At 39.7% G+C, this 23,157-nt stretch carries 19 protein-coding genes and 1 other RNA gene; 16 read left to right on the forward strand and 4 right to left on the reverse strand.

The annotated features are described in order from the left end of the window. Nucleotides 1–2 precede the first annotated feature (2 nt). The 5 genes from metH to hrpB all read left to right on the forward strand — a co-directional run bounded on the left by metH (nt 3) and on the right by hrpB (nt 9,007). Nucleotides 3–2,633, forward strand: a complete 2,631-nt coding sequence (gene metH, locus ADS77_RS07380; RefSeq protein WP_054453693.1) for a methionine synthase — start codon at nt 3–5, stop codon at nt 2,631–2,633. 292 nt (nt 2,634–2,925) lie between these two features. Then, a complete protein-coding gene (locus ADS77_RS07385; RefSeq protein ID WP_054453694.1) occupies nt 2,926–3,282 on the forward strand; it encodes a hypothetical protein in 357 nt (118 codons plus the stop codon). Nucleotides 3,283–3,773: 491 nt separating this feature from the next. Continuing rightward, nucleotides 3,774–4,655, forward strand: a complete 882-nt coding sequence (locus ADS77_RS07390) for a hypothetical protein (RefSeq protein WP_054453695.1) — start codon at nt 3,774–3,776, stop codon at nt 4,653–4,655. Further along, a complete protein-coding gene (locus ADS77_RS07395; RefSeq protein ID WP_054205574.1) occupies nt 4,652–6,511 on the forward strand; it encodes a GGDEF domain-containing protein in 1,860 nt (619 codons plus the stop codon). The genes ADS77_RS07390 and ADS77_RS07395 overlap by 4 nt, the downstream gene beginning before the upstream one ends. Before the next feature lie 72 nt (nt 6,512–6,583). Beyond that, on the forward strand, nt 6,584–9,007 hold the full coding sequence (gene hrpB, locus ADS77_RS07400; protein WP_054453698.1) for an ATP-dependent helicase HrpB: 2,424 nt from the start codon (nt 6,584–6,586) through the stop codon (nt 9,005–9,007). Nucleotides 9,008–9,111: 104 nt separating this feature from the next. Here hrpB and ADS77_RS07405 read toward each other — a convergent pair whose 3' ends face one another. Beyond that, on the reverse strand, nt 9,112–9,669 hold the full coding sequence (locus ADS77_RS07405; protein ID WP_054453699.1) for a TetR/AcrR family transcriptional regulator: 558 nt from the start codon (nt 9,667–9,669) through the stop codon (nt 9,112–9,114). A 272-nt stretch (nt 9,670–9,941) separates the two neighbouring features. On the opposite strand from ADS77_RS07405, the gene ADS77_RS07410 reads away from it, so the two are divergent. The 7 genes from ADS77_RS07410 (at nt 9,942) to ADS77_RS07435 (ending at nt 16,212) form a co-directional block, all read left to right on the forward strand. Further along, nucleotides 9,942–11,141: a hypothetical protein gene (locus ADS77_RS07410; protein ID WP_054453700.1), complete on the forward strand. Its 1,200-nt coding sequence runs from the start codon at nt 9,942–9,944 to the stop codon at nt 11,139–11,141. Between the two features lie 9 nt (nt 11,142–11,150). Continuing rightward, on the forward strand, nt 11,151–11,984 hold the full coding sequence (locus ADS77_RS07415; RefSeq protein ID WP_054205578.1) for an outer membrane lipoprotein-sorting protein: 834 nt from the start codon (nt 11,151–11,153) through the stop codon (nt 11,982–11,984). Between the two features lie 9 nt (nt 11,985–11,993). Further along, nucleotides 11,994–14,624 carry an efflux RND transporter permease subunit gene (locus tag ADS77_RS07420; RefSeq protein ID WP_054453701.1) on the forward strand — a complete coding sequence of 877 codons (2,631 nt, stop codon included), beginning with the start codon at nt 11,994–11,996 and terminating at the stop codon, nt 14,622–14,624. Nucleotides 14,625–14,897: 273 nt separating this feature from the next. Next, complete coding sequence (locus ADS77_RS22655; protein ID WP_235575729.1) at nt 14,898–15,065, forward strand: hypothetical protein; 168 nt, start codon at nt 14,898–14,900, stop codon at nt 15,063–15,065. 30 nt (nt 15,066–15,095) lie between these two features. After that, entirely contained in the window at nt 15,096–15,257 is a 162-nt protein-coding gene (locus ADS77_RS22660; protein WP_235575730.1) for a hypothetical protein, read from the forward strand. Nucleotides 15,258–15,260: 3 nt separating this feature from the next. Continuing rightward, a complete protein-coding gene (locus ADS77_RS07430) occupies nt 15,261–15,749 on the forward strand; it encodes a GNAT family N-acetyltransferase (RefSeq protein WP_054205581.1) in 489 nt (162 codons plus the stop codon). 49 nt (nt 15,750–15,798) lie between these two features. Beyond that, on the forward strand, nt 15,799–16,212 hold the full coding sequence (locus ADS77_RS07435) for a DUF4019 domain-containing protein (RefSeq protein ID WP_054205582.1): 414 nt from the start codon (nt 15,799–15,801) through the stop codon (nt 16,210–16,212). Between the two features lie 132 nt (nt 16,213–16,344). Here the strand turns inward: ADS77_RS07435 and ADS77_RS07440 are convergent, their stop codons facing one another. After that, nucleotides 16,345–17,001: a hypothetical protein gene (locus ADS77_RS07440; RefSeq protein ID WP_054205583.1), complete on the reverse strand. Its 657-nt coding sequence runs from the start codon at nt 16,999–17,001 to the stop codon at nt 16,345–16,347. Nucleotides 17,002–17,421: 420 nt separating this feature from the next. Next, nucleotides 17,422–17,605: non-coding RNA, 6S RNA (gene ssrS / locus ADS77_RS21440), on the reverse strand. A gap of 194 nt (nt 17,606–17,799) precedes the next feature. Here ssrS and ADS77_RS07445 point away from each other — a divergent pair. The 4 genes from ADS77_RS07445 to ADS77_RS07460 are packed head-to-tail and all read left to right on the forward strand — an operon-like array spanning nt 17,800 to nt 22,114. Continuing rightward, complete coding sequence (locus ADS77_RS07445) at nt 17,800–18,363, forward strand: UPF0149 family protein (RefSeq protein ID WP_054453702.1); 564 nt, start codon at nt 17,800–17,802, stop codon at nt 18,361–18,363. A 47-nt stretch (nt 18,364–18,410) separates the two neighbouring features. Then, a complete protein-coding gene (gene pepP / locus ADS77_RS07450; protein WP_054205585.1) occupies nt 18,411–19,742 on the forward strand; it encodes a Xaa-Pro aminopeptidase in 1,332 nt (443 codons plus the stop codon). A gap of 9 nt (nt 19,743–19,751) precedes the next feature. Continuing rightward, complete coding sequence (gene ubiH / locus ADS77_RS07455; protein WP_054453705.1) at nt 19,752–20,951, forward strand: 2-octaprenyl-6-methoxyphenyl hydroxylase; 1,200 nt, start codon at nt 19,752–19,754, stop codon at nt 20,949–20,951. After that, entirely contained in the window at nt 20,948–22,114 is a 1,167-nt protein-coding gene (locus tag ADS77_RS07460; protein WP_054453709.1) for an FAD-dependent monooxygenase, read from the forward strand. The genes ubiH and ADS77_RS07460 overlap by 4 nt, the downstream gene beginning before the upstream one ends. Nucleotides 22,115–22,159: 45 nt before the next feature. On the opposite strand, the gene ADS77_RS07465 is transcribed toward ADS77_RS07460, so the two are convergent. Next, nucleotides 22,160–23,029, reverse strand: coding sequence for a helix-turn-helix domain-containing protein (locus ADS77_RS07465; protein ID WP_054205588.1), 870 nt, complete (start codon nt 23,027–23,029; stop codon nt 22,160–22,162). Between the last annotated feature and the right edge of the window lie 128 nt (nt 23,030–23,157).

Genomic DNA, 23,157 nt, shown 5'->3' on the forward strand with positions numbered 1-23,157 from the left:
ACATGAGTCAAAAAATAGCTGTATTTACAAACGTCGGCGAACGTACCAATGTTACAGGTTCTGCCATGTTTAAGCGTTTGATCATGGAAGAAGATTTTGAAGCTGCACTCACCGTTGCCCGTGAACAAGTAGAAAATGGCGCTCAGGTAATTGATATCAACATGGACGAAGCCATGTTGGACTCAAAAGCGGCAATGGTTAAGTTTTTAAACTTAATCGCCTCAGAGCCTGACATATCACGCGTACCAATCATGGTCGACTCCTCAAAATGGGAAGTCATCGAAGCAGGCTTAAAATGTATTCAAGGCAAGGCGATAGTAAACTCTATCTCTTTAAAAGAGGGTGAAGAGCCGTTTATTCGCCAAGCAAAAATAATTAAGCGCTTTGGCGCGGCTGCCGTGGTAATGGCGTTTGATACGCAAGGTCAAGCAGAGACTGCCGATAGAAAATTCGAGATATGTGCGCGCAGTTATAAAATATTAGTAGACGATATTGGCTTTGCTCCCGAAGATATTATTTTCGACCCGAATATATTTGCCGTAGCCACAGGTATTGAAGAGCACGACAATTACGCTGTTGAGTTTATTGAAGGTACACGTCGTATCAAAGAGGGGTTACCGCATTGTAAAGTGTCAGGCGGTGTATCAAATGTATCGTTCTCATTTCGTGGTAATAACCCAGTCCGCGAAGCCATTCACTCAGTATTTTTATACCATGCAATTCAAGCAGGTATGGATATGGGCATCGTCAATGCAGGGCAGTTAGCCGTGTATGATGATATACCAGCAGAACTTCGCAAAGCGGTTGAAGACGTAGTACTCAATACCGACCCAGGCGCAGGTGAACGTTTAGTTGAGTTGGCACCAAAATACTCTGGCATGGCGCAAGCAGAACGCGTTGAAGATTTAGAATGGCGCACATGGCCAGTTGAAAAACGCTTAGAACACGCCCTTGTTAAAGGCATTACAGAATATATAGATGTAGATACAGAAGAGTGCCGTGCGGCTGCCGACAAACCTATTCACGTAATAGAAGGGCCGTTAATGGACGGCATGAACGTGGTGGGCGATTTGTTCGGTGCCGGTAAAATGTTTTTACCGCAAGTAGTTAAATCAGCTCGTGTAATGAAACGCGCGGTAGCCTATTTAGATCCATACATTGAGCTTGAAAAAGAAGAAGGCTCTACCAATGGCAAAATAGTGATGGCAACGGTAAAAGGCGATGTACACGACATTGGTAAAAACATCGTTGGTGTTGTTCTACAATGTAATAACTACGAAGTTATCGACTTAGGCGTAATGGTACCTGCAGATAAAATACTGCAAACCGCCATTGATGAAAAGGCTGATATAATCGGTTTATCAGGCCTGATCACGCCATCACTTGACGAAATGGTACACGTAGCCAAAGAAATGAAACGTCGAGGTTTTGAACTGCCGTTACTCATTGGTGGCGCGACGACCTCAAAAGCGCATACAGCAGTTAAAATAGAGCCGCAGTATGATAAAGGCGTAGTCTACGTTAATAACGCCAGCCGCGCAGTTGGTGTTGTATCCAATTTATTATCAAAAGAAATAAAGCCCGGCTTTTTAGAAAAAGTCAGCGCTGAATATGTCAAAGTACGTGAGCAACAAGCCCGTAAAAAGCCACGTTCAAAACCGGTAACTATTCAACGTGCCCGCGATAACGCCGCGCAACTCGACTGGGATAATTACACGCCACCGGTGCCTAAAAAACTCGGTGTTACTGAGTTTAAAAATGTATCAATCGCAACATTGCGTAAGTACATTGACTGGACGCCGTACTTTATGACGTGGTCAATTGCTGGTAAATATCCACGCATAATGACCGATGAAGTCGTCGGTGAGCAAGCGCAAAGCTTATTTAAAGACGCCAACGACATGTTAGACGACCTTGAAAAAGCAGGTACGTTGCAACCATTAGGTGTATTTGGTTTATTTCCAGCTAACCGAGTGGGCGATGACATTGAAATCTATACTGACGAGACCCGCAAAGAAATACTCACAACATCTTGCCACTTACGTCAGCAAACTGAAAAAACCGACTTTGCAAACTACTGCCTAGCTGATTACATTGCACCAAAAGGGACACCCGATTACTTTGGTGCGTTTGCAGTGACCGGCGGTTTAGAAGAAGATGCATTAGCGGATGCGTTTGATGCTCAGCAAGATGATTATAATAAAATTATGATCAAAGCCGTGGCTGATCGCTTAGCCGAAGCCTTTGCTGAATACCTCCATGAGCAAGTACGTAAAGAATATTGGGGCTTTGCACCAGATGAAAATCTTGCCAATGACGAACTAATACGCGAAAACTACCAAGGTATTCGCCCAGCTCCAGGTTACCCAGCATGCCCTGAGCACACCGAGAAAAAGAAAATCTGGCAATTACTCGACACAGAAAAACGCATTGGCATGCAGCTAACTAGCTCCTACGCCATGTGGCCAGGTGCGGCAGTATCAGGTTGGTATTTCTCTCATCCTGAGGCTAAATACTACGCAGTAGCGGCGGTACAACGCGATCAGGTTGAAGATTACGCCAAGCGGACCAACATGACGCTGGAAGAAGCTGAAAGGTGGTTATCGCCTAACTTAGGGTATGAGCCGGACTAAGGTCGTTGTAAACTTTAAGCAGTGAATTATAAGTAAAAAAGCGAGTCAAGTTAGGCTCTTTTTTTTATAAAGTAATTGCGAGAGTACAAAGTTTTCTGGTTTTTCCCTCATATCATTATTGCTGGCCTTTTTGGACTAAATAACAAAGGGGATTTTATTGCCAAGAAAAACAATTATTTACAATAGGGTTGTTTAGTGGAATTATTAAACGATGAAGTGGAGGTCATTTGGGGTGTCTAAAATATCAACGTGGTATTTGAGAAGCTCTTAGGCCAAATTAATAAGGAATATTGTGGCTATAAAAACTAATCAATCAGGTGCAATTAAAGATGAATTTAACTTTTCGACTCTGGGTATCTGGATAAAACTTTATTTGGTTGCACTTTGTGCTTTTTCATTAATACTTTCTATTGTAATGGTGAGTATAGTTATTAAAAAGGGAGGCGTACACCCAGCAGCACTAGTTGCCGCAGTAAGTGGTCTTTGTGGCTATGCTTATTGGCATTTATGGGCTGTATCTAGAAGAAAGGTTAAGCATATAACTACTTTAGCCGTGCTTAACTTAATAATAGGTGGAAATATTCTTGGCTGTTTAATGATGTTTTTTATTCGCCAATCCGCGGTTAAAGAAATCTCCAGCAATAAGTAATTAATGATAAATCCGCGAATTTATATTTGCCTAATAGCCCCATGAGCTAGCCCGTGAAAACTACTAGAGCTAGCTTACTCCATGTGGGCAGATACTGCAGTTTCGGGCTACACCCAGAAGAAAAATACAACGCAATAGTAGCGGTGCAACGTGATTCAGGTCGAAAGGAGAAACAAAATAGGAATATAGAGTCACCCGTCTGAGTCAAATTATTTAGGTATTTTTTAATTTTTTACGGTACATTTTTATTTTTACGCACTCCTTAAAGTAGTTAAAATTTATATGCGTCATGTTTAATTAGCTTGTTACGTATTCTTCACTAATCAAATTAAAAACTGACTATACGGTATTAAGTTGTAAATAAAGTAATAGCTCTAGTTGTTTTTCGCTACAAAATATAACACTTGTTAACATTTTATTGGTTGTTACTGTATAATTAAGCTGCATTGGATATTTACCTTTGCGGTTTTTTTATCTCTAGGGTTTTGTTTATGAAGTGCTTTCTATTTTTATTTTTGCTGTTCAGTAGCCAGTTAAAGGCGCAGCAACCACTTATAATCGATATTATCAGCAGTGAAAACTTTAGTGAGCGTTATACGGCTTTTTTAAATGGTCGCGATGTAATGGATGTTACAGATTTTAATCCGAGTACAGATGGTTCACATCTTGAGATTGTTGAAATGATATTGCTCCAGCAAGCGCTGTATTTGGGAGGGGAAACTAAAAAAGTGGTATTTCGCCCGCAAACTTGGGTAAATTCGACGGAGTTTGATTCTTTAATTGACGGCAGTAGTTTAATGCTCGCACGTACCATCTGGCACGAAGACTTACTGGATTATCGAGGCTCTCTTTATGTAAGTGATGCCGTTATAGAGTTTGGCCAATATGAAGCTGGTTTATATGTATCAGTAGATAATAAACGCGCGCAGGAATTAAAGCCTTCAGAGTTAAATCAATTGACGGTTGTAGTCAACCCACGTTGGCATGTCGATTGGCGAGCGTTGGTAAATACCCCGATAAGCGTAATTAGCTATATTGGTCCTTGGGAAGATATGTTAGCCATGGTTGAAACACAGGTTGTAGATGCAATGATGATCAACTTTAGCGTCAGCGATCATTTAGATCTTAATTTTGAAGGCAAGCTATTCACACCACTAAAAAAATTAAAAGTAATTTTACCTGATACACGGCATTTTGCTGTGAGTAAAGCTCACCCTCAAGGCAAGCAGGTTGCCCAGGCATTAAAGCGCGGTTTGAAAGTATTGACTAAGCGAGGAGTGATCAAAAAAGCCTTGCAGCAATCGGGCTTTATTAACCAACAAACAATTGATTGGCAAGTGATAAATCAACAAATGATAGTGCCTAGATTATGATAAGAAAAACGTGTTTATTTTGTTTATGCTTTATTTTTATTATTCATACAGGCGTATTGTTTGGATCGACAGATGCCGAAGATAAGGAACAATTAGATTTTTATTATGCCAAGCTCAAAGCGGATGTGAGCATTGATAACACGCTGCATGTTATGACCTATTTAGCGCGGCTACGTCAACTTTCTATTAGCCAAAATGCCAAAGAGATTGAAATAGAAAGCTACTTTTTAGAAGCGATGATTAAGCGTCGTTATGGTGCTTACGGAGACGGTGTAAAATTAAACCATTACGCTCTTAAATTGGCTAAATCGGCTGGCAATGAGGAGTATACAGCGTGGGCGTATTTGCATTTAGCACATTTAGAGCTTGAATTAGAACGTTTCACGTTAGCGCTCGATTATATTCAATATCCAATTGATTTTTATAAAAATAACAATGCAAACTATGCTGCTTTGATGTTTCTTTGGCAAAGTAAAATATATTTAAGAATGGGAAGTTATTACCAAGCATTACAAGCGAATAGTGAAGCCTTGAAGGTCGTAACAAGCTCTATGAATATTTATTCTGAATTAGCTATTAATCAGGCTGAAATTCTACTTAAACTGGGTAATATCGAGGCCGCAAAATTAGCATTGAGTTTGGTTGACTTAAAAAAATTAGGTGGCTCAAAAGCGCGTATCAAATTGCATTATTATTTAGCATTAGCCAATAGTCATTTACAGACTGGTGGCTTAAACCAAGCAATTGAAATTGCATTGGCTCAATTGGAAAACCCTATTAACCTTCGCTTTTTAGAAGAACAAGCACGGTTACAATATTTAATTGCTATCGCGTATCGCCAGCAGAGTGATTATAAATTAGCGTATAAATATTTAAAACGTTACGCATTAAGCAAAGATGCGCTTAGTTTACAACGTCGTAACAATAAAGTACTCCAACTTGAATCTCATTATAAATTTGATTTACAAAATCAGGAGCTTAAGTTACTTGGTAAAGATAATATTTTAAAGGAACAGCGTTTAGATCAGCAGCAACAAGCGTTTACTAATCATAGATTGCAACAACAGCGATGGGTGCTAGGTGCCGTACTATTGTTTAGTATAGTTGGCTTTGTTTATTGGCGATGGCAGAACCAACGCTATCTAGTGGTATTAAAACAACGGGTAGCCGAACGAACGCAAGAGTTGGCCAAAAGTAATGAGCGTTTAAAGGCAATGAGCTTTACTGATAGTTTGACGGACTTACATAATCGCCATTATTTTTTTAGTGTTATTAATGAGTTACTAGTAGATTTTAATTCATTGCCTGATAATACTGAGCTTCAACGTTTAGTGTTCGCATTAATTGATATTGATAAATTTAAAAACATTAATGATAGCTTTGGGCACAGTGTTGGGGATCAAGTTTTAGAACAATTTTCTCACTTATTAAAGCAACAAGTACGAAGCGATGATTTACTCATACGATGGGGTGGTGAGGAGTTTTTACTTGTAATGAAAAACACCAGTTATGATGAAGCTGCGCATACTGTTGAGAAAATACGCGCCGAGATTGCTGATCACTTGTTTACGTTAAATAACGGTGAAAGTTTGCATGCAACATGCTCTATTGGTTTTGCTAGTTATCCATTACTAGGCACTAAGCCTCAATTATTTAGTTGGGAGCAAATAATTGAACTTGCAGATGGCGGTTTATATTTAGCTAAAGAGAACCAGCGTAATGCATGGGTTGGCATTAAAGCAAGTGACTCAACTTCGCATCAGCAAAGCGAAGATGTCGTTAAAAATTACCGCGTGTATTTAGAACAGCGCACGCTACATGTTACTACTAACATTGAAAGAACATTAAAATATTAGTCTAAATGGAATTAACCTAAGGCGTTTATGGGTATACTGCTGGGAATTAAAAAGTTATAAAACGGTCTCTTTGTGCTACCTGTTGAAGAAGTTTACCCACAATTAGTTACTACGTTACACGATAACCCTATCGCATTATTACAAGCACCACCGGGTGCAGGTAAGTCAACGTGGCTGCCATTACAATTAATGCGCGACGGGCACTTTAAGCGCATTGTAATGCTAGAGCCACGACGCTTAGCAGCGCGAAATATTGCTAATTACTTAGCGCAATGCCAAAACGAAAATGTGGGTCAAAGTATTGGCTTACGTATTAGGCAAGAAACCAAAGTCAGTGCTAATACATGCCTTGAAATAGTCACTGAGGGTATGCTTACCCGCATGCTACAAAACGACCCTGAACTCAGTGATGTTGATTTATTGATCTTTGATGAGTTCCATGAGCGCTCGATAGCCGCAGATACGGCATTAGCATTTGCACTCGAATCGCAAGCTGCGCTTCGTGATGATTTAACTATTTTACTGATGTCGGCAACCCTTGATAGTGAACGCTATCAGCATTTTTTTGATTGCCCAATTATTCGCTCTAGCGGACGCAGTTTCCCCATTGACGAAGCCTATATACCGGTTAAAGATGAAAGCCGCTGGCTTGATGCTATTCCTGCTGTTATCAAACACGCATTAGATGAACAAGCGGGGAGTGCATTAGTGTTTTTACCCGGTCAGCGAGAAATAAACCGCGTACAGCAAGCGCTCGCTGATTTGCCCGCTGATTGCCATGTATTTACTTTATTTGGTGAGCAAGATAAAAGCGCGCAACAAGCTGCGATTGCTCCTGCACAAAAAGGCACGCGTAAAATCGTCCTGACAACCAATGTCGCTGAAACCAGCTTAACCATTGAAGGTATTCGAATAGTGGTTGATAGCGGCAAACGTCGAGTTGCCAGTTTTAATTTAAAAACGGGTGTGACAGAGCTCACCACACAAAGTATTTCACGTTCATCGGCAGTGCAGCGGGCAGGGCGTGCTGGGCGAACTGAGCCCGGAATTGTCTACCGATTAGGATCAAAACAAACTTTTGAGCGGCGTAATAGTCATGACGTACCAGAAATTTTAAGTGCTGATATCAGCCAGTTACTATTAGAGGCTAAATGTTGGGGAGCTGAGCTAAGTGATTTAAGCTTGTTAGATAGACCGACAGAGCAGCAAGTTCAGCAAGCGACTAAGTTATTGCAAATGTTAGAAGCGCTCGATAGCAATAACAAGTTGACCTCACTTGGCACCCAAATGCTGGGTTTTGGTGCGGATATTCGCTTAGCGCACATGCTAATTAAAGCAAAGCAGCTAGAGTCGAAAATGCCGGGTATTTATACCTTAGCGGCGTATTTAGTTGCCCTGCTAGAAAGCCGTGTTAATCACGTTGCAGATTTAAGTTTAGCGCTGCACAGTCAACATGCGCGGCCACACCCAATATTTAAACAGCAACTTAAGTTTTGGTTAAAACGTTTAAAGCTAAATGAAACACGCGAACTAAAAACCAATTATTTAGCTTTGCTGGTGGCATTAGCCTTCCCTGATCGCCTGGCTAAAAAGCGCGGCAATGGTTATTTACTTGCCAATGGCGCAGGTGCTGAGTTAAATACAGAGTACTGGCATAACGATGATTACCTTGCCATTGCTAATATGGGGGGCTATAAAGGCGGCCGCATTTTTTCCGGCATTGTGTTTACTCCCACAGAGATAGAGAATGATCTAGGGCACTTATTTAGTGAACAAACCCGCTGTGAATTTGATGAAAAAGCAGGGCGTTTTATTCATCAAGATGAAGTGAAGCTAGGAGCAATAACTGTGTCGAGTCAGCCAAGTAAACACCGACTTGATAAAAGTGAGCGTGCAAAAGCGTGGTTAGCGTTATTTCACAAACAGGGTTTTGAATTATTTAATGAGCAAAATGACAGCGACCAGTTACTCACACGTATGTGTTTAGCCAGTCGCCTAATGCCTGAGCAGTTTCCTGAATTAACTAAGCAAGATCTAATCGATGACGCACAAGCATGGTTAAGTGTTTATCTTGAAGATATAAAAACGTTAGAGCAACTCAAAAAGTTTAATTACTTTAGCGCGTTGCAAAGTTGTTTTAATTGGCAGCAGCAAAGTGCATTAAATGATTTATTACCATTGAGAGTCACAGTGCCTAGTGGCTCAAATGTGCGGATTGAATATCAGCTTGATGGCCCCGCTAAACTCAGTGTACGTATGCAAGAGGTGTACGGTATGCTTAGCACACCGTTATTAGCACAAGGTAAGTTACCATTATTGATGGAGCTACTATCACCAGCAAGACGACCATTACAACTGACACAAAATCTCGCCAACTTTTGGCAAGGTAGCTATCGCGACGTACAAAAAGAAATGAAAGGTCGTTATCCAAAGCATTTTTGGCCTGATGATCCAGCAACCAGTATTGCGACCAGTAAAGTAAAAAGTAAGATGTGAAGTCGTTGGTAGTTTACTTAAGATTAAACTAAATATTGGTCGAAAAGTCACCTTAGTTTAAGCTGAGGTGCTTTATCTCAGTGCTTGATAGCTAATCGCTATTTTTAACCTTCAAACAGCTGATTTATAATTAGCTCTCTAACTTTTGCTTTCTCTAGTGGTAGTGAAATAGAGGTAATTGAAAAGCCCTCAATAAAAGGGATAAGCAATGATACTAACTCTTTGCTTCTTTGCTCGTGAAAACCGAGAGAGATTAGAAGTGTAACGAGTTCATTACTGCATTGCTGATAGTAATTATCAAGACTAGCTTGTATTTTTTCTGAGCGACATGCAATAGCCCAAATTTCTCGAAACACTTCGCACCAACCTTGAACATCGTCAAAAGAAAGCAAGTTAATCATATAGCTCTTTATAGCGTCAGGGTTATTTTCCACATTACTATCTTGGACTGAGCTGCGAATATGGCTGAGGCAAATTTCGAGATATGAGTCAATAACACTACTAATTAAGCCGTCTCTATCACCAAAGTGGTACTGTACATTACTTAAAGTAACGCCACTTTGTTCAGCTACTTTCCTCAACGTTACACCGTGATTGCCACTTTGAGCGAGTATTTTTGTTGCGGTCTTTATAATTATTTCTTTATTTGATTTAATTTTCATCACTGCCCTTCTCTTAGTTGATTTCCATATCTTTTATTGTTTGCCCAGTTGCCATTCGACAAATCATAGCATAGCGCATCAAGTAGGTTTATCACCAAGCAATGTATTATTTAGATCGAGTAAGTAGAAAATCACCAGTGTTAAATTTTTGTTTGTTTATACCGTCGGATTGACAAGCTAGGTCGGTTGACCTAATGTGTTTACTGTTTGTTTCTCTATAAGGAAATTACAGTGGGAATTAAGTACGTTGTGATTATTGACGGTGGTAGTTCATGCACCGATTAGTATTGATTGCTGTATGCAGCGTAAGTAGCAGTAGCTACGCCAATTTGTATGTTCAACCTAATCTAACAAGTAGCTTTGGTTACAACATTGCAGAAAATTATGCTACAGAGCAAAGAATTGCGGTTGGGACAAAACTTGAATACAGCACTGAGCAGTTGAGTTTTACCTTTGATGGCAGGTTAGAGCATGACTTTGTCTACAGTGATAATGAGCGTTTTAGCATTGCAGCCGAAGATCAATATGGATCGCGAGCAATTATCGAAGAGGCGTATGTTTCAGGGGAATTAGGCCTGAGCTTTTGGTCATTTGGTTATCAAAAGGTAGTGTGGGGCGAAGCCGACGATTTACGTATTGTTGATGTTATTAATCCATTGGATTTTAAAAGCTTTATTTTGTTTGATATCGACGATTATCGCGTGGCTGTGCCAATGTTAAAAGTGGACTATGAGTACGATAACGGCGATACGTTAAACTTTATTACCACTATTGAACAACGTAGTAATGAATACCCAGCCTCGGGTGCAGAGTTTGGCAATAACTATTACCCAAATAGTGAAAGCAGTGGGTGGGGGAAGTACGAACTAGGTTTGCGTTATAACATGTTTGTTCATGACACAGATATCAGCTTGTACGCATTTCACGGTTACCAAGATGATCCCGTATTGAATGCAACGGCTAGTGAACGGCCTGACTATTCCTATGAAAAGTTTTCAATGCTAGGAACTAGTTTGAGCAAGCCAATAGATGCCTTCGTGCTTCGGACTGAGCTTGCCTACTTTGATAATTACACAGTTAATGATAGTGCGTTACAGCACAAAGACGTCAACAAGTTGGAAGCATTAGTGGGCTTGGATTATCGCTACAAAGATTGGACTACAACAGTTCAGTATACCAATCAATTGCTCAATGGTTGGCAACCCACGTATGTGATCCCAGAATCTGCACCAATTTACACAGCCTCAGCAGAGCGGGGTTTCTTTGCTAATCAAGTTTACTTACGCGCGGCATTAAGTTACGTCGATAACCAAGGTGGTGGGCTTTTATCCCAGCTAAAACTAACTTACAAGCCCAATCAATATTGGCTACTAAAGCTAAACCTCGATCTCATCGATGGTGAGCAAGCGAATTATTTAGGTGCACAGCAGCAGCGTGATCGCATTTGGCTTGCTGCAACATATTATTTTTAAGGAGAAAAAATGAAACTAACACATATTTTGGCCTCAGCTGGCATTTTGTTAAGTGTATTTGCAGATGCTTCGGCTAATGACGCAAATAACATTTTACAACAGGTGCGTGATCGCAATGACGGTAAAGATTACATGTCCACGGTGACTTTGAAAACGCTAAGCGATGATAGTCTGCTTAATCAGCGACAGTTTTATATGTTGCAAAAAGATATAGATCAAGACGAAGTAATGGTTTTGGCTATCAAAGCTCCCGCAGATGTGCGCGATATTAGTTTTTTGATGCGCAGCTTTGATGAAGGTACGGCGCAGGAAGACGAGCAGTGGATGTACCTTCCGGCATTTAGAAAAGTAAGACGTATTTCTGCGACGGATAAACGTGGCGCTTTTATGGGCAGCGAATATTCGTATTACGATTTAGATAAATTGCGCGTCACTGATTTTGACTCAAAAATTGTAAAAAGCGAAAGCGTAAATGACGTTGAGACACATGTCATTGAGCGTACTCCAAAATCACAAGATGTTATAAATAAGTCGGGATACTACAAGTTGGTAACTTGGGTTGATAAAGACAGAAAGTTAATTTTGAAACAGCAATACTTTGATGCAAAAGGTATTTTATTCAAACAACTGGACGTTGATAAAGTTGATAAAATTCAAGGGTTTTGGACGATTACGGCATCAACTATGACAAATTTTATTGAAAATAAAAAAAGCACTTTTTTGTTTCATGAGACGCTTTATAACCAAGGTATTGAAGATGCCATTTTCAGAAAGTCGAAACTTAAACGAGGCATAAAAGACAGCGATGTTGCAGAGTTAATTAAAATCTCTGAATTAGAATAAGGAATTGACATGTTAGAAAAATATCTAGATTTTGTGTTTAAGTACCCAAAATCAATATTAGCCTTGCTAGTACTTATTACAGCTTACTTTCTGGTTGCTTCTGCTAATTTGAGTGAAGATAACAACCCCTATTTTTTACCGCAGGATCACCCTGCTCGCAGTACAATTTTTGACTTAAGAGAGGAGTTTACGGGCACATACGACTCTGTAATGATCGCTCTGCACAATGATAATACAGTTTTCAATCAAGCTTCGATTAACGCTATTTTTGATCTATCACGCGCAGCTGAAAGAATGAACTACGTTGATCAAAGCGATGCGCAAATGCTTAAAGAGCTGCAATCTGCCTACCCAGAAAACCGTCAACTAATAACCAGTATTGATGTAATTTTGGCGGATGGCATGACCCCAAATGACGGTTTACTCGCGCGTGAACTTGTCAGTCAATCAGCTACTTGGCAATTGACAGACAAGCAGCAACGCAATTTACGAGTTTTTGCTGAACGCCTTGACCCCGTTAGAGAAATGGCGGGTTTGTCATCAACTGAAAATGTCTTTTTAGATGAACATGGTACTATGTTTGCGCAAGAAACAGTGAATCAGCGCAATCAAGATATCGAGTTTGTTAAAAATGCAGTCCAAGATAACGAGCTCATTGAGTATGGTCCAATTTCACCGGATGGAAAAGTTGCACTTATTGTTGTTGAGTTAAGTATTTTAGAAGATGATGCCATTGGCCAAGTGCGTGCATATGAGGCGTTTAAACAACTTATTAGTGATTACCAAGAGGCTCACCCTGAACTTAAAGATGATATTTATATCAGTGGAGTTCCGGTATTTTTTGCTGCACAAAAGCAAGTGATAGATCACGACTTTGTGACTCTACTGCCGATCGTTATTTTATTAATTACGGTAATTTTAGCGGTATTCTTTAAGACCATTTTAGGTGTTGTTATCCCCTTAATAAACGTTGTGATGTGTACAGTGTGGACAATGGGCATGATGGCCATTGTAAATGCGCCATTAGATGTGATCACCGCCATCCTGCCGGTATTTTTATTAACCATCTGCTTATCTGATGCGATACACGTTATGGCTGAGTATTACCATCAGAAGAAAATCAATAAATCTCGCTTAGTGGCTATTCGCAAAGCGATGATCTTAATGGTGTCCCCAGTTGTATTAACCACAATAACAACCTGCTTGACCTTTACAATGTCAACGTCATCCAGTATTGAAAGCTTGCGCAACTTTGGCTTGTTTATATCGTTTGGTATGTTTGTTGCGCTGATTATTTCTTTATTATTGATCCCAGCTTTACTCTCTCTTTTCCCGAAAAAAGACATCATAGCGACACCACAAACAACACAAAGTAGTGATGATGTGAGTGAAAAATATTTTATTAGTCGCTTACTTGTGCGCACGTTAACACCTGTTATGGCTAATCGAAAAGTGTTCTCAGTGGTTTTTCTTGGGCTTTTTGCTGGCTCTTGCTTTTTGGCTTCGCAAGTGCGTGTTGATGATATGGGATCGGGTTACTTTCCAGAACAAAGTGATTTTAGGATCTCCGACGATTTTATAAATAATCACATTGCGGGTACCAGCCCTGGTTGGATCGAAGTGGATACAGGTATAAAAGGTGGTGCATTGATTCTTGAAGTTGCACATTTTATTGACCAATTAGAGCAACACATTCATCAGCACAGTGCAGTGAATTACAGCTACTCTTTGGCGCGCTATGTAAGGCGTATTAATTACACATTGAATGACTTTGATCCTCAGTACAATCGTCTACCCAATGAAGTTGAGCGCTTTACTGAAATTGATGAAGATACAAAGCAAACTTATGAAGTTGAAATTGCCGGCAGTGATATCATCAGGCAGTCTATTTTAATGTTTGAAAATAGTGGCGGTTCTGATGTCACAAATGTACTAAACGAAGACTTTTCTAAAACCGTGTTGCTTTACACACTAGGAACAACGGTGGCAAATGACTATCAATCTTTCTTAGATCACACTTTACCATGGATTGAAAAAAACAAACCGGAAGGAGTGAAAATTACACACGCAGGTTCGCCAATCATATGGACTGCTGTGTTAGATGCGTTAGTGAAAAGTCAAACTGTGAGCGCTTCTATTGCATTAATAACAGTGTTGCTTGTCATGATCATATGGTTTAAATCGATTCGCTTAGGTTTAGCAGGCACTTTGCCTTTATTGTCTACAGTGATGATTTATTTTGCATTGATGACGGTATTAAACATTGAGCTGAACATCGGGACGGCCATTATTTCATTTTTAGTACTTGGCATTGTTGATTACTCAGTGCATTACATCTTGAGGATCCAACATGAAATACAAAATGGTCACAGTATTAACCACGCCTTATTAAATGCAATGAGGGTAAGTGGTAGGGCGATTATTGCTAATGTCTTGGTGTTCAGTATTGGATTTATTGCTTTGTTGTTTTCTCAGCACAAAGCATTGATAGATCTTGGTACATTAGTGGGGTTATCACTGCTAATTAGCGGTATGGTTACGTTATTTGTCATTACTTTATTCGCACCTTGGTTTTTCAAGGGGGAGCTTAAAGCCAGTGAATCACAAAGCGCAGTCGGGATATTGACTCCTGAAAGTTAAAATATAAAGGACTATATGCTAGCCTAGATAAAATAATAAAGCCGTATCGGGTGATGCGGCTTTAGATTAAAGTGAGAAGAGGTAAAATACATTCTACTAAAGGTAAAATCCTGCATTTTGAGGTGGCTTAGGTATAACACCATCTCGTTTTCCTTATATACTCATACATTTTCTTTGATAGCTCTATAATAAAATTAACTATAATGCAGTACTTTATGATAAAAAAGATAAGTTAAATTAAATACTTATTTTTCATAAACAAGGAGTTATTTAATGCCACATTTTATTATCGATTGCTCGCAGAGTATCTTGGCCTATCATGATGAAGATACTATTAATGAGCAAATTTACCATACTGTAAACGCCTCGGGGTTGTTTGCTGAGCATGAAATTAAAGTCAGGGTAAACCCGTATAATCGTTATTTAGTGGGCAATAAATAGCACGAATTTATCCATGTTTTTGGCCATATAATGGAAGGTCGAACAACGGCTCAAAAAGCTGAATTATCAAAAGTGATAGTGACCAAACTTACTCAGATGTTCCCGCATATCGATAACATTGCGATGAATGTGAGTGACTTTGAAAAGGCCACTTATTGTAATAAAAATCAACTCGAAAGTAAGGGAGTATAATACGTGATCAAGCTCAGGTCATTTCAACCAAACGATGTCTTATTGCTTGTTAAGTATCTTAATAATTTACAAGTTACTCACTTTTTATCATCGAAAATACCTAGCCCATATACTGAAGAGGATGCGCGCTGGTGGATTGAAAAAGGCTGCATATTAAGTAACGCATGGGCGATTGAACTCGATGGGCAATGTGTTGGTTGCATAGGAGCAATGAAAGGAGAGTTTGAATATAGTAAATCAGCCGAAATAGGCTACTGGCTGGCTCAAGAATATTGGGGGCAAGGAGTTGTTACAACAGCTTTAGCGTTATTAATTGCACAACTACAAGCAACTGAGGTTGTGCGTTTGCATGCCGTTGTCTTTGAAAATAACTTACGTTCAGCAAAGGTGCTTGAAAAAAATGGTTTTTTGAAAGAGGGCTGCTTACATAAAGCTATATATAAAAATGATCGTTTTTATAATGCACTAATTTACGGCAAAGTTGTACAGTAATATATTTTAATTTAATGCGCTTATAATACATAATAAAAAGGAACTTTAAATGAGAAATCTCATCGCTATTTTATGTTTAATTACAGCTACGCTCTCTTGGGCGCAGGCACCTAAAGTTATCGATGTGTCAAAAGAAATTGAACCGACTACAAGCTGGTTAGAAGAGGTTGATAGTGGTAAGTATGCAGCTAGCTGGCAACAGGCGGGTGCGTTTTTTCAAGAAAATGTCCCCCAGACACTTTGGGTATCTAAGCTAGAGCAAGTTCGCAGGCCACTTGGCGCTGTTAAATCTCGTGAAGGCGTGAGCCGTCAAGTATTAACCTCCATACCACAATTACCAGATGGTGATTATGTGATTTTAGAGTTCCAAACTGATTTTGAAAATAAAGCACAATCCATTGAAACAGTGATGTTAAAAAAATCTGCGGAGCAATGGTCGGTAATTGGTTATTTTATTCAATAGAAAATACTTAATCTATTATTTAGATATTTATGATGGAAACAATCGCGAGCTGGGCTTAATTCTAGGGGAGGGGATAGAGTTAATCTACATACTAACAGCCTTACAAGCATATGCTTGTAAGGCCATAAATGCTTATTTTTTGCCGATTAACTCTTCGACAATTGCATTCATTTCAAGTGGCATTTGCGCCAAGATAGACTCATTGTCATTAGCTAGAACAAGATCTTTCTCGATATAAGAAACAACCTCTAGATCTTTAACGTTAATAATTCCTCCAAATGCAGTAACGCGTCTTACGCCAGGGACTGGAATACCACCGCTGCTATCTACGTGAAGAACAATTACATTTTCAAAAGAAAAGTTTTTATCATCAATAACACCAGAGCTCTTTAACGCTTTAGTTAGTTTATCCATTGAGTACTGTAAGTCGGTTGCGATTCTTTCACCATAGTAATTGATTTTGTAATCACCTTTATTTGCGCCTCTACGCATACTTTCGCCAAGTGTCCATGACAGATTGCCTACTACGCTATAAAGTTGCTGTGCAGAAATAACAGAAGCACCATACTTACCAGCTACACCAGCTGTAATAGCTAGACCAACCTCAGTATCATTTCCAGGTACGCCATGTAGTGATACTGGGAAAATTAACGCTGGGTTATTGGTTGATATAGCGATAGGTAGTTCGTATTTATCATTTGTTTTTAGTTCAGTTGACATACAACCGGTTAAAACAAGAGTGGCAGAAAGAGTAACAGTAGTGAGTAGTTTTTTTAGATAAGCGGACATATTGGTTCCTTTTAAATATTTATTTGCTTCCATGGGCGGCGATTATACAAATGAATTATTATTAGGCAATTATTAAGTTTTGAAAAAAGATTGCAAGGAATATATTATTCAGCAAATCACAATTAATTTTACCTGCGAGTGCTGCCAAATTAGCCGGTTTAATTTATTTTATTGACTTAAAAGGGATAGGTTTTAAAGGTGAAAAAATTTCAAGTTAGTTGCTTTTGTGCTTGCTGTTATGTTATATTGTAACGTTTTGTTTGTAAGCTATTCTCAATATAAATGAAACTATTTTTAATTTTTAAATTTAATTATCAATTAGTTTAACGGAAACAGATTAGCAATAAGGGAAAAATACGACATATAGCTTTTACTAACTATTTATGTATTAACGTAGTAGAGCTTAAGTGAAGAAGTAAGGTGTTCCCCAAGTATGCGGTACTCGGTATTAGTCCTGAAACCAGAAGGTCTCAGGGCGGGAATCTGCGGTTTGCCGTAGGCTTCTCGGTACATGCCGAGCTTGCACAATAGCAGACGAACAGAAACCCTAACATAAAATTTATCGGCTCAGGGACTTAACTAAGTACCAACACCCTAGGGAACAAATTGAGTATATAAGACATAAGCCAATCCTTACACCCCAAATTCAAAATAATTGTACTGTTCGAAGGTTTTTTCAGCATTGGTAACTGACTATTTACTTTTCGGATTGCTTTTTGACCTCAATCATACAATTAATTGGAGTTGCTATTTATCGAGTGGTAGCATTAACTTAATTAGCCAAGTGAAGATGCCAGCATGAACGAATTACCAGATTACCAGCAAGCCCAATTACTATTGGAAAAAAACGAAATTTTTGTCACTCCTTCAGAAGCGCATGGCGTGATCAGTGGGTTATTAGCCTGTGGTTTGAGTATTGAAGCCAAAGAGTACCTAGGCTTATTAAGCGATGTGTTTAATGATGGTCAATCATTTAGCCATGATTTGAAAGAATTTTTTGCCGTTATTTATAAGCAAGTCGTAGAGAGCTTTAACGATGAAGAATTTCAATTTGATTTATTTTTACCAAGCGATGACGAAACTTTAGTCGATCAAGCCAACGGTCTAGTGTCTTGGGTTGCAGGATTTATGCTTGGTTTTGGCTTAAAGCAAAAAGACTATGGCAAATTATCAGCTGACGTAAAAGAAGTGATCAGTGATTTTAGCGAAATTACCCGCTTAGATACCATGTTTGACGAAACTGAAGAGGACAGCCAAGCATTGCACGAAGTGATTGAGTATGTGCGTGTATCTGCACTTTTATGCTTTGCGGAACTTGGCCAAGAGCCAGCGTCAAAAAGCACTAAAAAAACACTTCATTAAGTGACAATGTACCTTAACGTTAAAAAACACTAAAAGCAGGGTTTACAATGCCAACAGTTAGTATAGAAAAAGCAGAGTTTAAAGCACGCAGAGAGCGTTTACTGGCCATGATGGAGCCAAATAGCGTAGCAATTATTCCAGCGGCAAACGAAGTAACTCGAAGCAGAGATACTGAGTATGCGTTTCGCCAAGATAGTGACTTTTTCTATTTAACTGGTTTTAATGAACCCGATGCTGTGTTGGTACTGAGTCCAAGCAGTGAAACACCAAGTACGTTATTTTGTTTGAACAAAGATAAGTTGGCAGAAATTTGGCACGGCCGACGAATCGGTTTTGAAAAAGCCAAAAAAGATTATTTATTCGACCAAACATGTGCACTGAGTGAGCTAACTGAACAATTATTGAATTTGGTGAACGGCCAGCAGATTTTATTTTATGCACAAGGCACTTACCCGCAATTTGACGATAAAGTGTGGGAATTATTAAATACCCTACGTGGCGCACCTAAAAAAGGTTACAAAGCACCGCACACTATTAAAGATATTCGTGGTTTAGTGCACGAAATGCGATTATTTAAATCGCCAGCTGAAGTGCGCATTATGCGTGAGTCTTGTGAAATAAGTACACAAGGTCATATGCGTGCTATGCAATTTGCAAAGCCCGGTGCTACTGAGTATCAATTAGAAGCGGAGCTTCATCATCATTACGCAATGCATGGTGCACGCCATCCTGCGTACGGCACTATTGTAGGTGGTGGCGATAACGCTAACATATTGCATTACACCGCAAACAGCGATGTGCTAACCAATGGTGATCTAGTGCTGATTGATTCTGGTGCAGAACTACACGGTTACGCGGCGGATATTACTCGTACTTTCCCAATCAATGGCAAATTTAGTGAACCACAAGCCGCGCTTTATACTATTGTACTTGCTGCGCAAGAAGCGGCATTTACTGAAGTAAGACCCGGTGGTACGCTTTCAAAAGCAAATAAACTGGCTATGAAAGTACTTACGCAAGGTTTACTTGATTTAGGTATTCTGCAAGGCGATTTACAAGAGCTGTTAGACAATCAAGCATGCAAAGCATTTTATATGCATGGTCTAGGTCATTGGCTTGGTTTAGATGTACATGATGTAGGTGATTACAAAAAAGACGAAAAAGAACGCCCGTTTGAGCCTGGTATGGTATTGACTATAGAACCTGGGCTTTATATTAGTTTAGATGCTAAAGCACCTGAGCAATATAAAGGCATTGGCATTCGTATTGAAGATAATCTGTTAGTGACTGAGCAAGGTCATGAAAATCTGACAGCGAGTGCGCCCAAAAGTATCAGCGAAATTGAAGCCTTAATGAAAAAACAAGCAACTAATCGCTAGGAGCAGCGCGTGGCAGAGCAGTTTGATGTAGTTATTGTTGGTGGCGGTTTAGCGGGGGCCAGTTGTGCGTTAAGCTTGGCTAAACATGCGCCAAACCTCAGCATTGCCGTAGTTGAGGCTAATCAAATAAATGCTGACTATCACCCTAGTTTTGATGATCGTAGCATTGCGCTAGCCCAGCAATCTGTACAGTTTTTAAAGGGGTTGCAGGTGTTTGACCCCGATATTGGTTTTGCTACTGCGATTAAAAAAGTATCCGTATCGGATCGTGGGCATTTTGGAAAAACTCATATTAATTGTGATGAGTTTGCTCAACCTGCACTGGGTTATGTGGTTGAAGTTAATCCATTTGGCCGCTCACTTCATAATCAGCTCACCAATTCACACATTAAACTGTTTTGTCCTGACAGTATCGCGAGCTTAAACTACACAAGTGACAATGCACAGATCACCTTACAATCAGGCAATAGTTTAAATGCCAAGTTAGTGGTTGTTGCCGATGGAGCGCAGTCGCCAACGCGCGAATTAGCGAAGATAGACTTTGCAACCCAGCCATATTCGCAAGGGGCAATCATTGCCAATATCGAAGTGGCAGATGGCCACCATAATCATGCCTTTGAACGCTTTACTGAGCATGGGCCAATGGCATTATTACCCATGAGTAATAACCGTTATTCGCTAGTATGGTGTATGGATAAAACGGATATTGACGATCACCTAAAGCTAAGTGATGATGCTTTTATTAATGCTCTACAAAGTGCGTTTGGCTATCGTGGCGGGCTATTTAGTAAAGTGGGTATGCGTGCAAGTTACCCGTTAGTGTATGGCCGTGCAGAGTCTTTTAGTAGTCATCGAACAGTACTTATTGGCAATGCTGGGCATGCAATTCATCCTATTGCAGGACAAGGATTTAATTTAGGTTTGCGTGATGTACAGCTGTTATGTGAGCTAATAACAAGTGAATTAGTAAAAAGTGAATCAGCAATCGGCAGCTACGCATTTACACGTGAATATGCCAAGCAACGTAATCAAGATATTAATACCGTAATGACGCTAACGGATTCTTTAGTGCGGTTATTTTCAAACTCATCACGGGTACTGGCATTTGGCCGCAGCTGCGGTTTATTCTCCATGGATTTATGTTCCTCATTAAAAGCCCCATTGGCAAAGCAATTAATGGGGCAAGTAAAACAAGGTAAACGACTATGAAGCAAGCACAAGTATGTGTTGTGGGCGGTGGCTGTGTAGGCTTAACGCTCGCATTAGGGTTAGCCAAAGCGAATATCAGCGTGGTCGTAATAGATGCTGCGTCAAAGCAGGTATTGCCTGGCGATGAATATGGTTTACGAGTAAGTGCATTAAGCCTTGCTAGCCAAGCGTTATTTGAATCCCTCAATGTATGGCCAGAAATTATAGCAAAGCGGGCGCGCGCTTATACCCATATGGATGTACGCGACCAAGACAGTTTTGGTAAAATTGCCTTTAACAGCGATGAGCTAGATTTACCTCATTTAGGCCATATAGTCGAAAACGATGTTATTCGTTATGCATTGATCAAAGAGCTAGAAAATCATAGCCAAGCAACTTTATTATTTGATACTCGTTACCAACAAATTCATCAAAGTGACAATGACGTATTTGTTACTTTAGATTCAGGGGAGCCGGTGATAGCCAAATTACTGGTGGCGGCTGATGGTGCAAATTCAGCAATTCGCAAACAGTTTAACTTGCCAATTACCTTTAAAGATTACGACCATAACGCTATTGTCGCGACGGTTAAAACCGCTGAGCCACATAATAATATGGCTCGCCAAGTATTTTTACCAACAGGGCCATTAGCATTTTTACCATTGCCAGATGCCAACACTCATTCAATTGTATGGTCAACAAGTCCTGAGCACTGCCAAACGTTATTAGCAATGGATAACAACGATTTTAATAAAGCGATAATGGCCGCTTTAGATAGCCAATGTGGGTTATGTGAAGTGCAAAGTGAGCGTGCTGCGTTTCCATTAACAATGCGTTATGCGCAAACGTGGGTAGAAGGTAAAGTAGTGTTAATAGGCGATGCTGCCCACACCATTCACCCGTTAGCTGGGCTTGGTATGAATTTAGGCCTCAAAGATGCCGCTTACTTAATTGAGCTGCTAAGCCAACAACATAAAGAGTTTGCAAGTTCACGTACTCTGCGTGATTACGAACGTACCCGTAAACTCGACGCGCAAAAGCACATAGCCATGATGCAAGGCTTAAAAGAACTTTTTGAAGGCGCTAACCCGCTTAAAAAACTAGTGCGTGGAGTGGGTTTAAGCTTAGTTGATAACCTAGGCCCTATTAAGCACCTATTTGCAAAACAAGCGATAGGGAAGTAAGGGTAGTTTGCGAGAGTAAGGCTTTTGAGGGCAAGGTTAGTGGCTTTATACGAGTGACTTTTGCCTTAGGCGTTTTCTGTATTCACTCGGTGTTGCGCCTTTTAACATTAAAAAACGCCGATTAAAGTTTGAAATATTTTTAAATCCACATTGGTCGCTAATGGCGGTGATTGACCTGTTAGTGTTAATTAATTCTTTACACGCATGACCAATTCTCAATTGGTTAATAAACTCTGTTAATGTGCGTTCCATGCGTTTTTTAAAAAAACGATGAAAGTGGTTGGTGCTCATATGCGCCATAATAGCCAACTGCTCGGCGCACAATGTTTCAGTATAATGTCGGTAAATATAATCTATTACTTTATCAAATTTATCGTGCGCTTGATGGGTGTGCGTTGACACGCTAAAGGTTGAACTCGATAACATTCTTGCGCTGTGCTCTTTGCTCATTTCCCTTAATAATGCAAGCAACCCTAAATATTGTTCAAAAGGTTCGCTGGCTTCAATTTTTTCAAAGTATTGCTTAGCAATGACCGCTGTTTGCCTTGAAAATTTAAGCCCTCGTTGTGATGCAATCAATAGCGCTTCTAAAACAGCTAATTCAGGGTGGTTACTGACATGTTGGCTAAGCCATTTTTTTGGTATTTGTGCTACATGTACAATTTGCACACTGTTATCTGAGTTGGGGGATGATTGCCAAGTATGCGGTAAATCAGGGCCTAAAATGACTAAATCAAGATCATCATATGGTGCAATATAATCACCAATATGGCAAACGCCTTGGCTATTGAGCGTTAAACAGATCTCAAATTCAGGATGGTAGTGCCAGTTAAAAGGGATGTAATCTAAGCTGTACTTACAATATCGCCATGATGAGTTGTTGCTTGGGATGACCTTTTCACACATTGCCCGCATGACTTAATTCCTAGGGTTATTATTCTCGCTTCTATTTGAACAATTTATACTCTTAGGTGTGATACTTATCTATTCATAATTAGTATTAACCTATCGTTATGTTGTGTGATTTATGGTTTTTTAGCTCG

Source organism: Pseudoalteromonas porphyrae (assembly GCF_001298125.1).
GTDB lineage: Bacteria > Pseudomonadota > Gammaproteobacteria > Enterobacterales > Alteromonadaceae > Pseudoalteromonas > Pseudoalteromonas neustonica.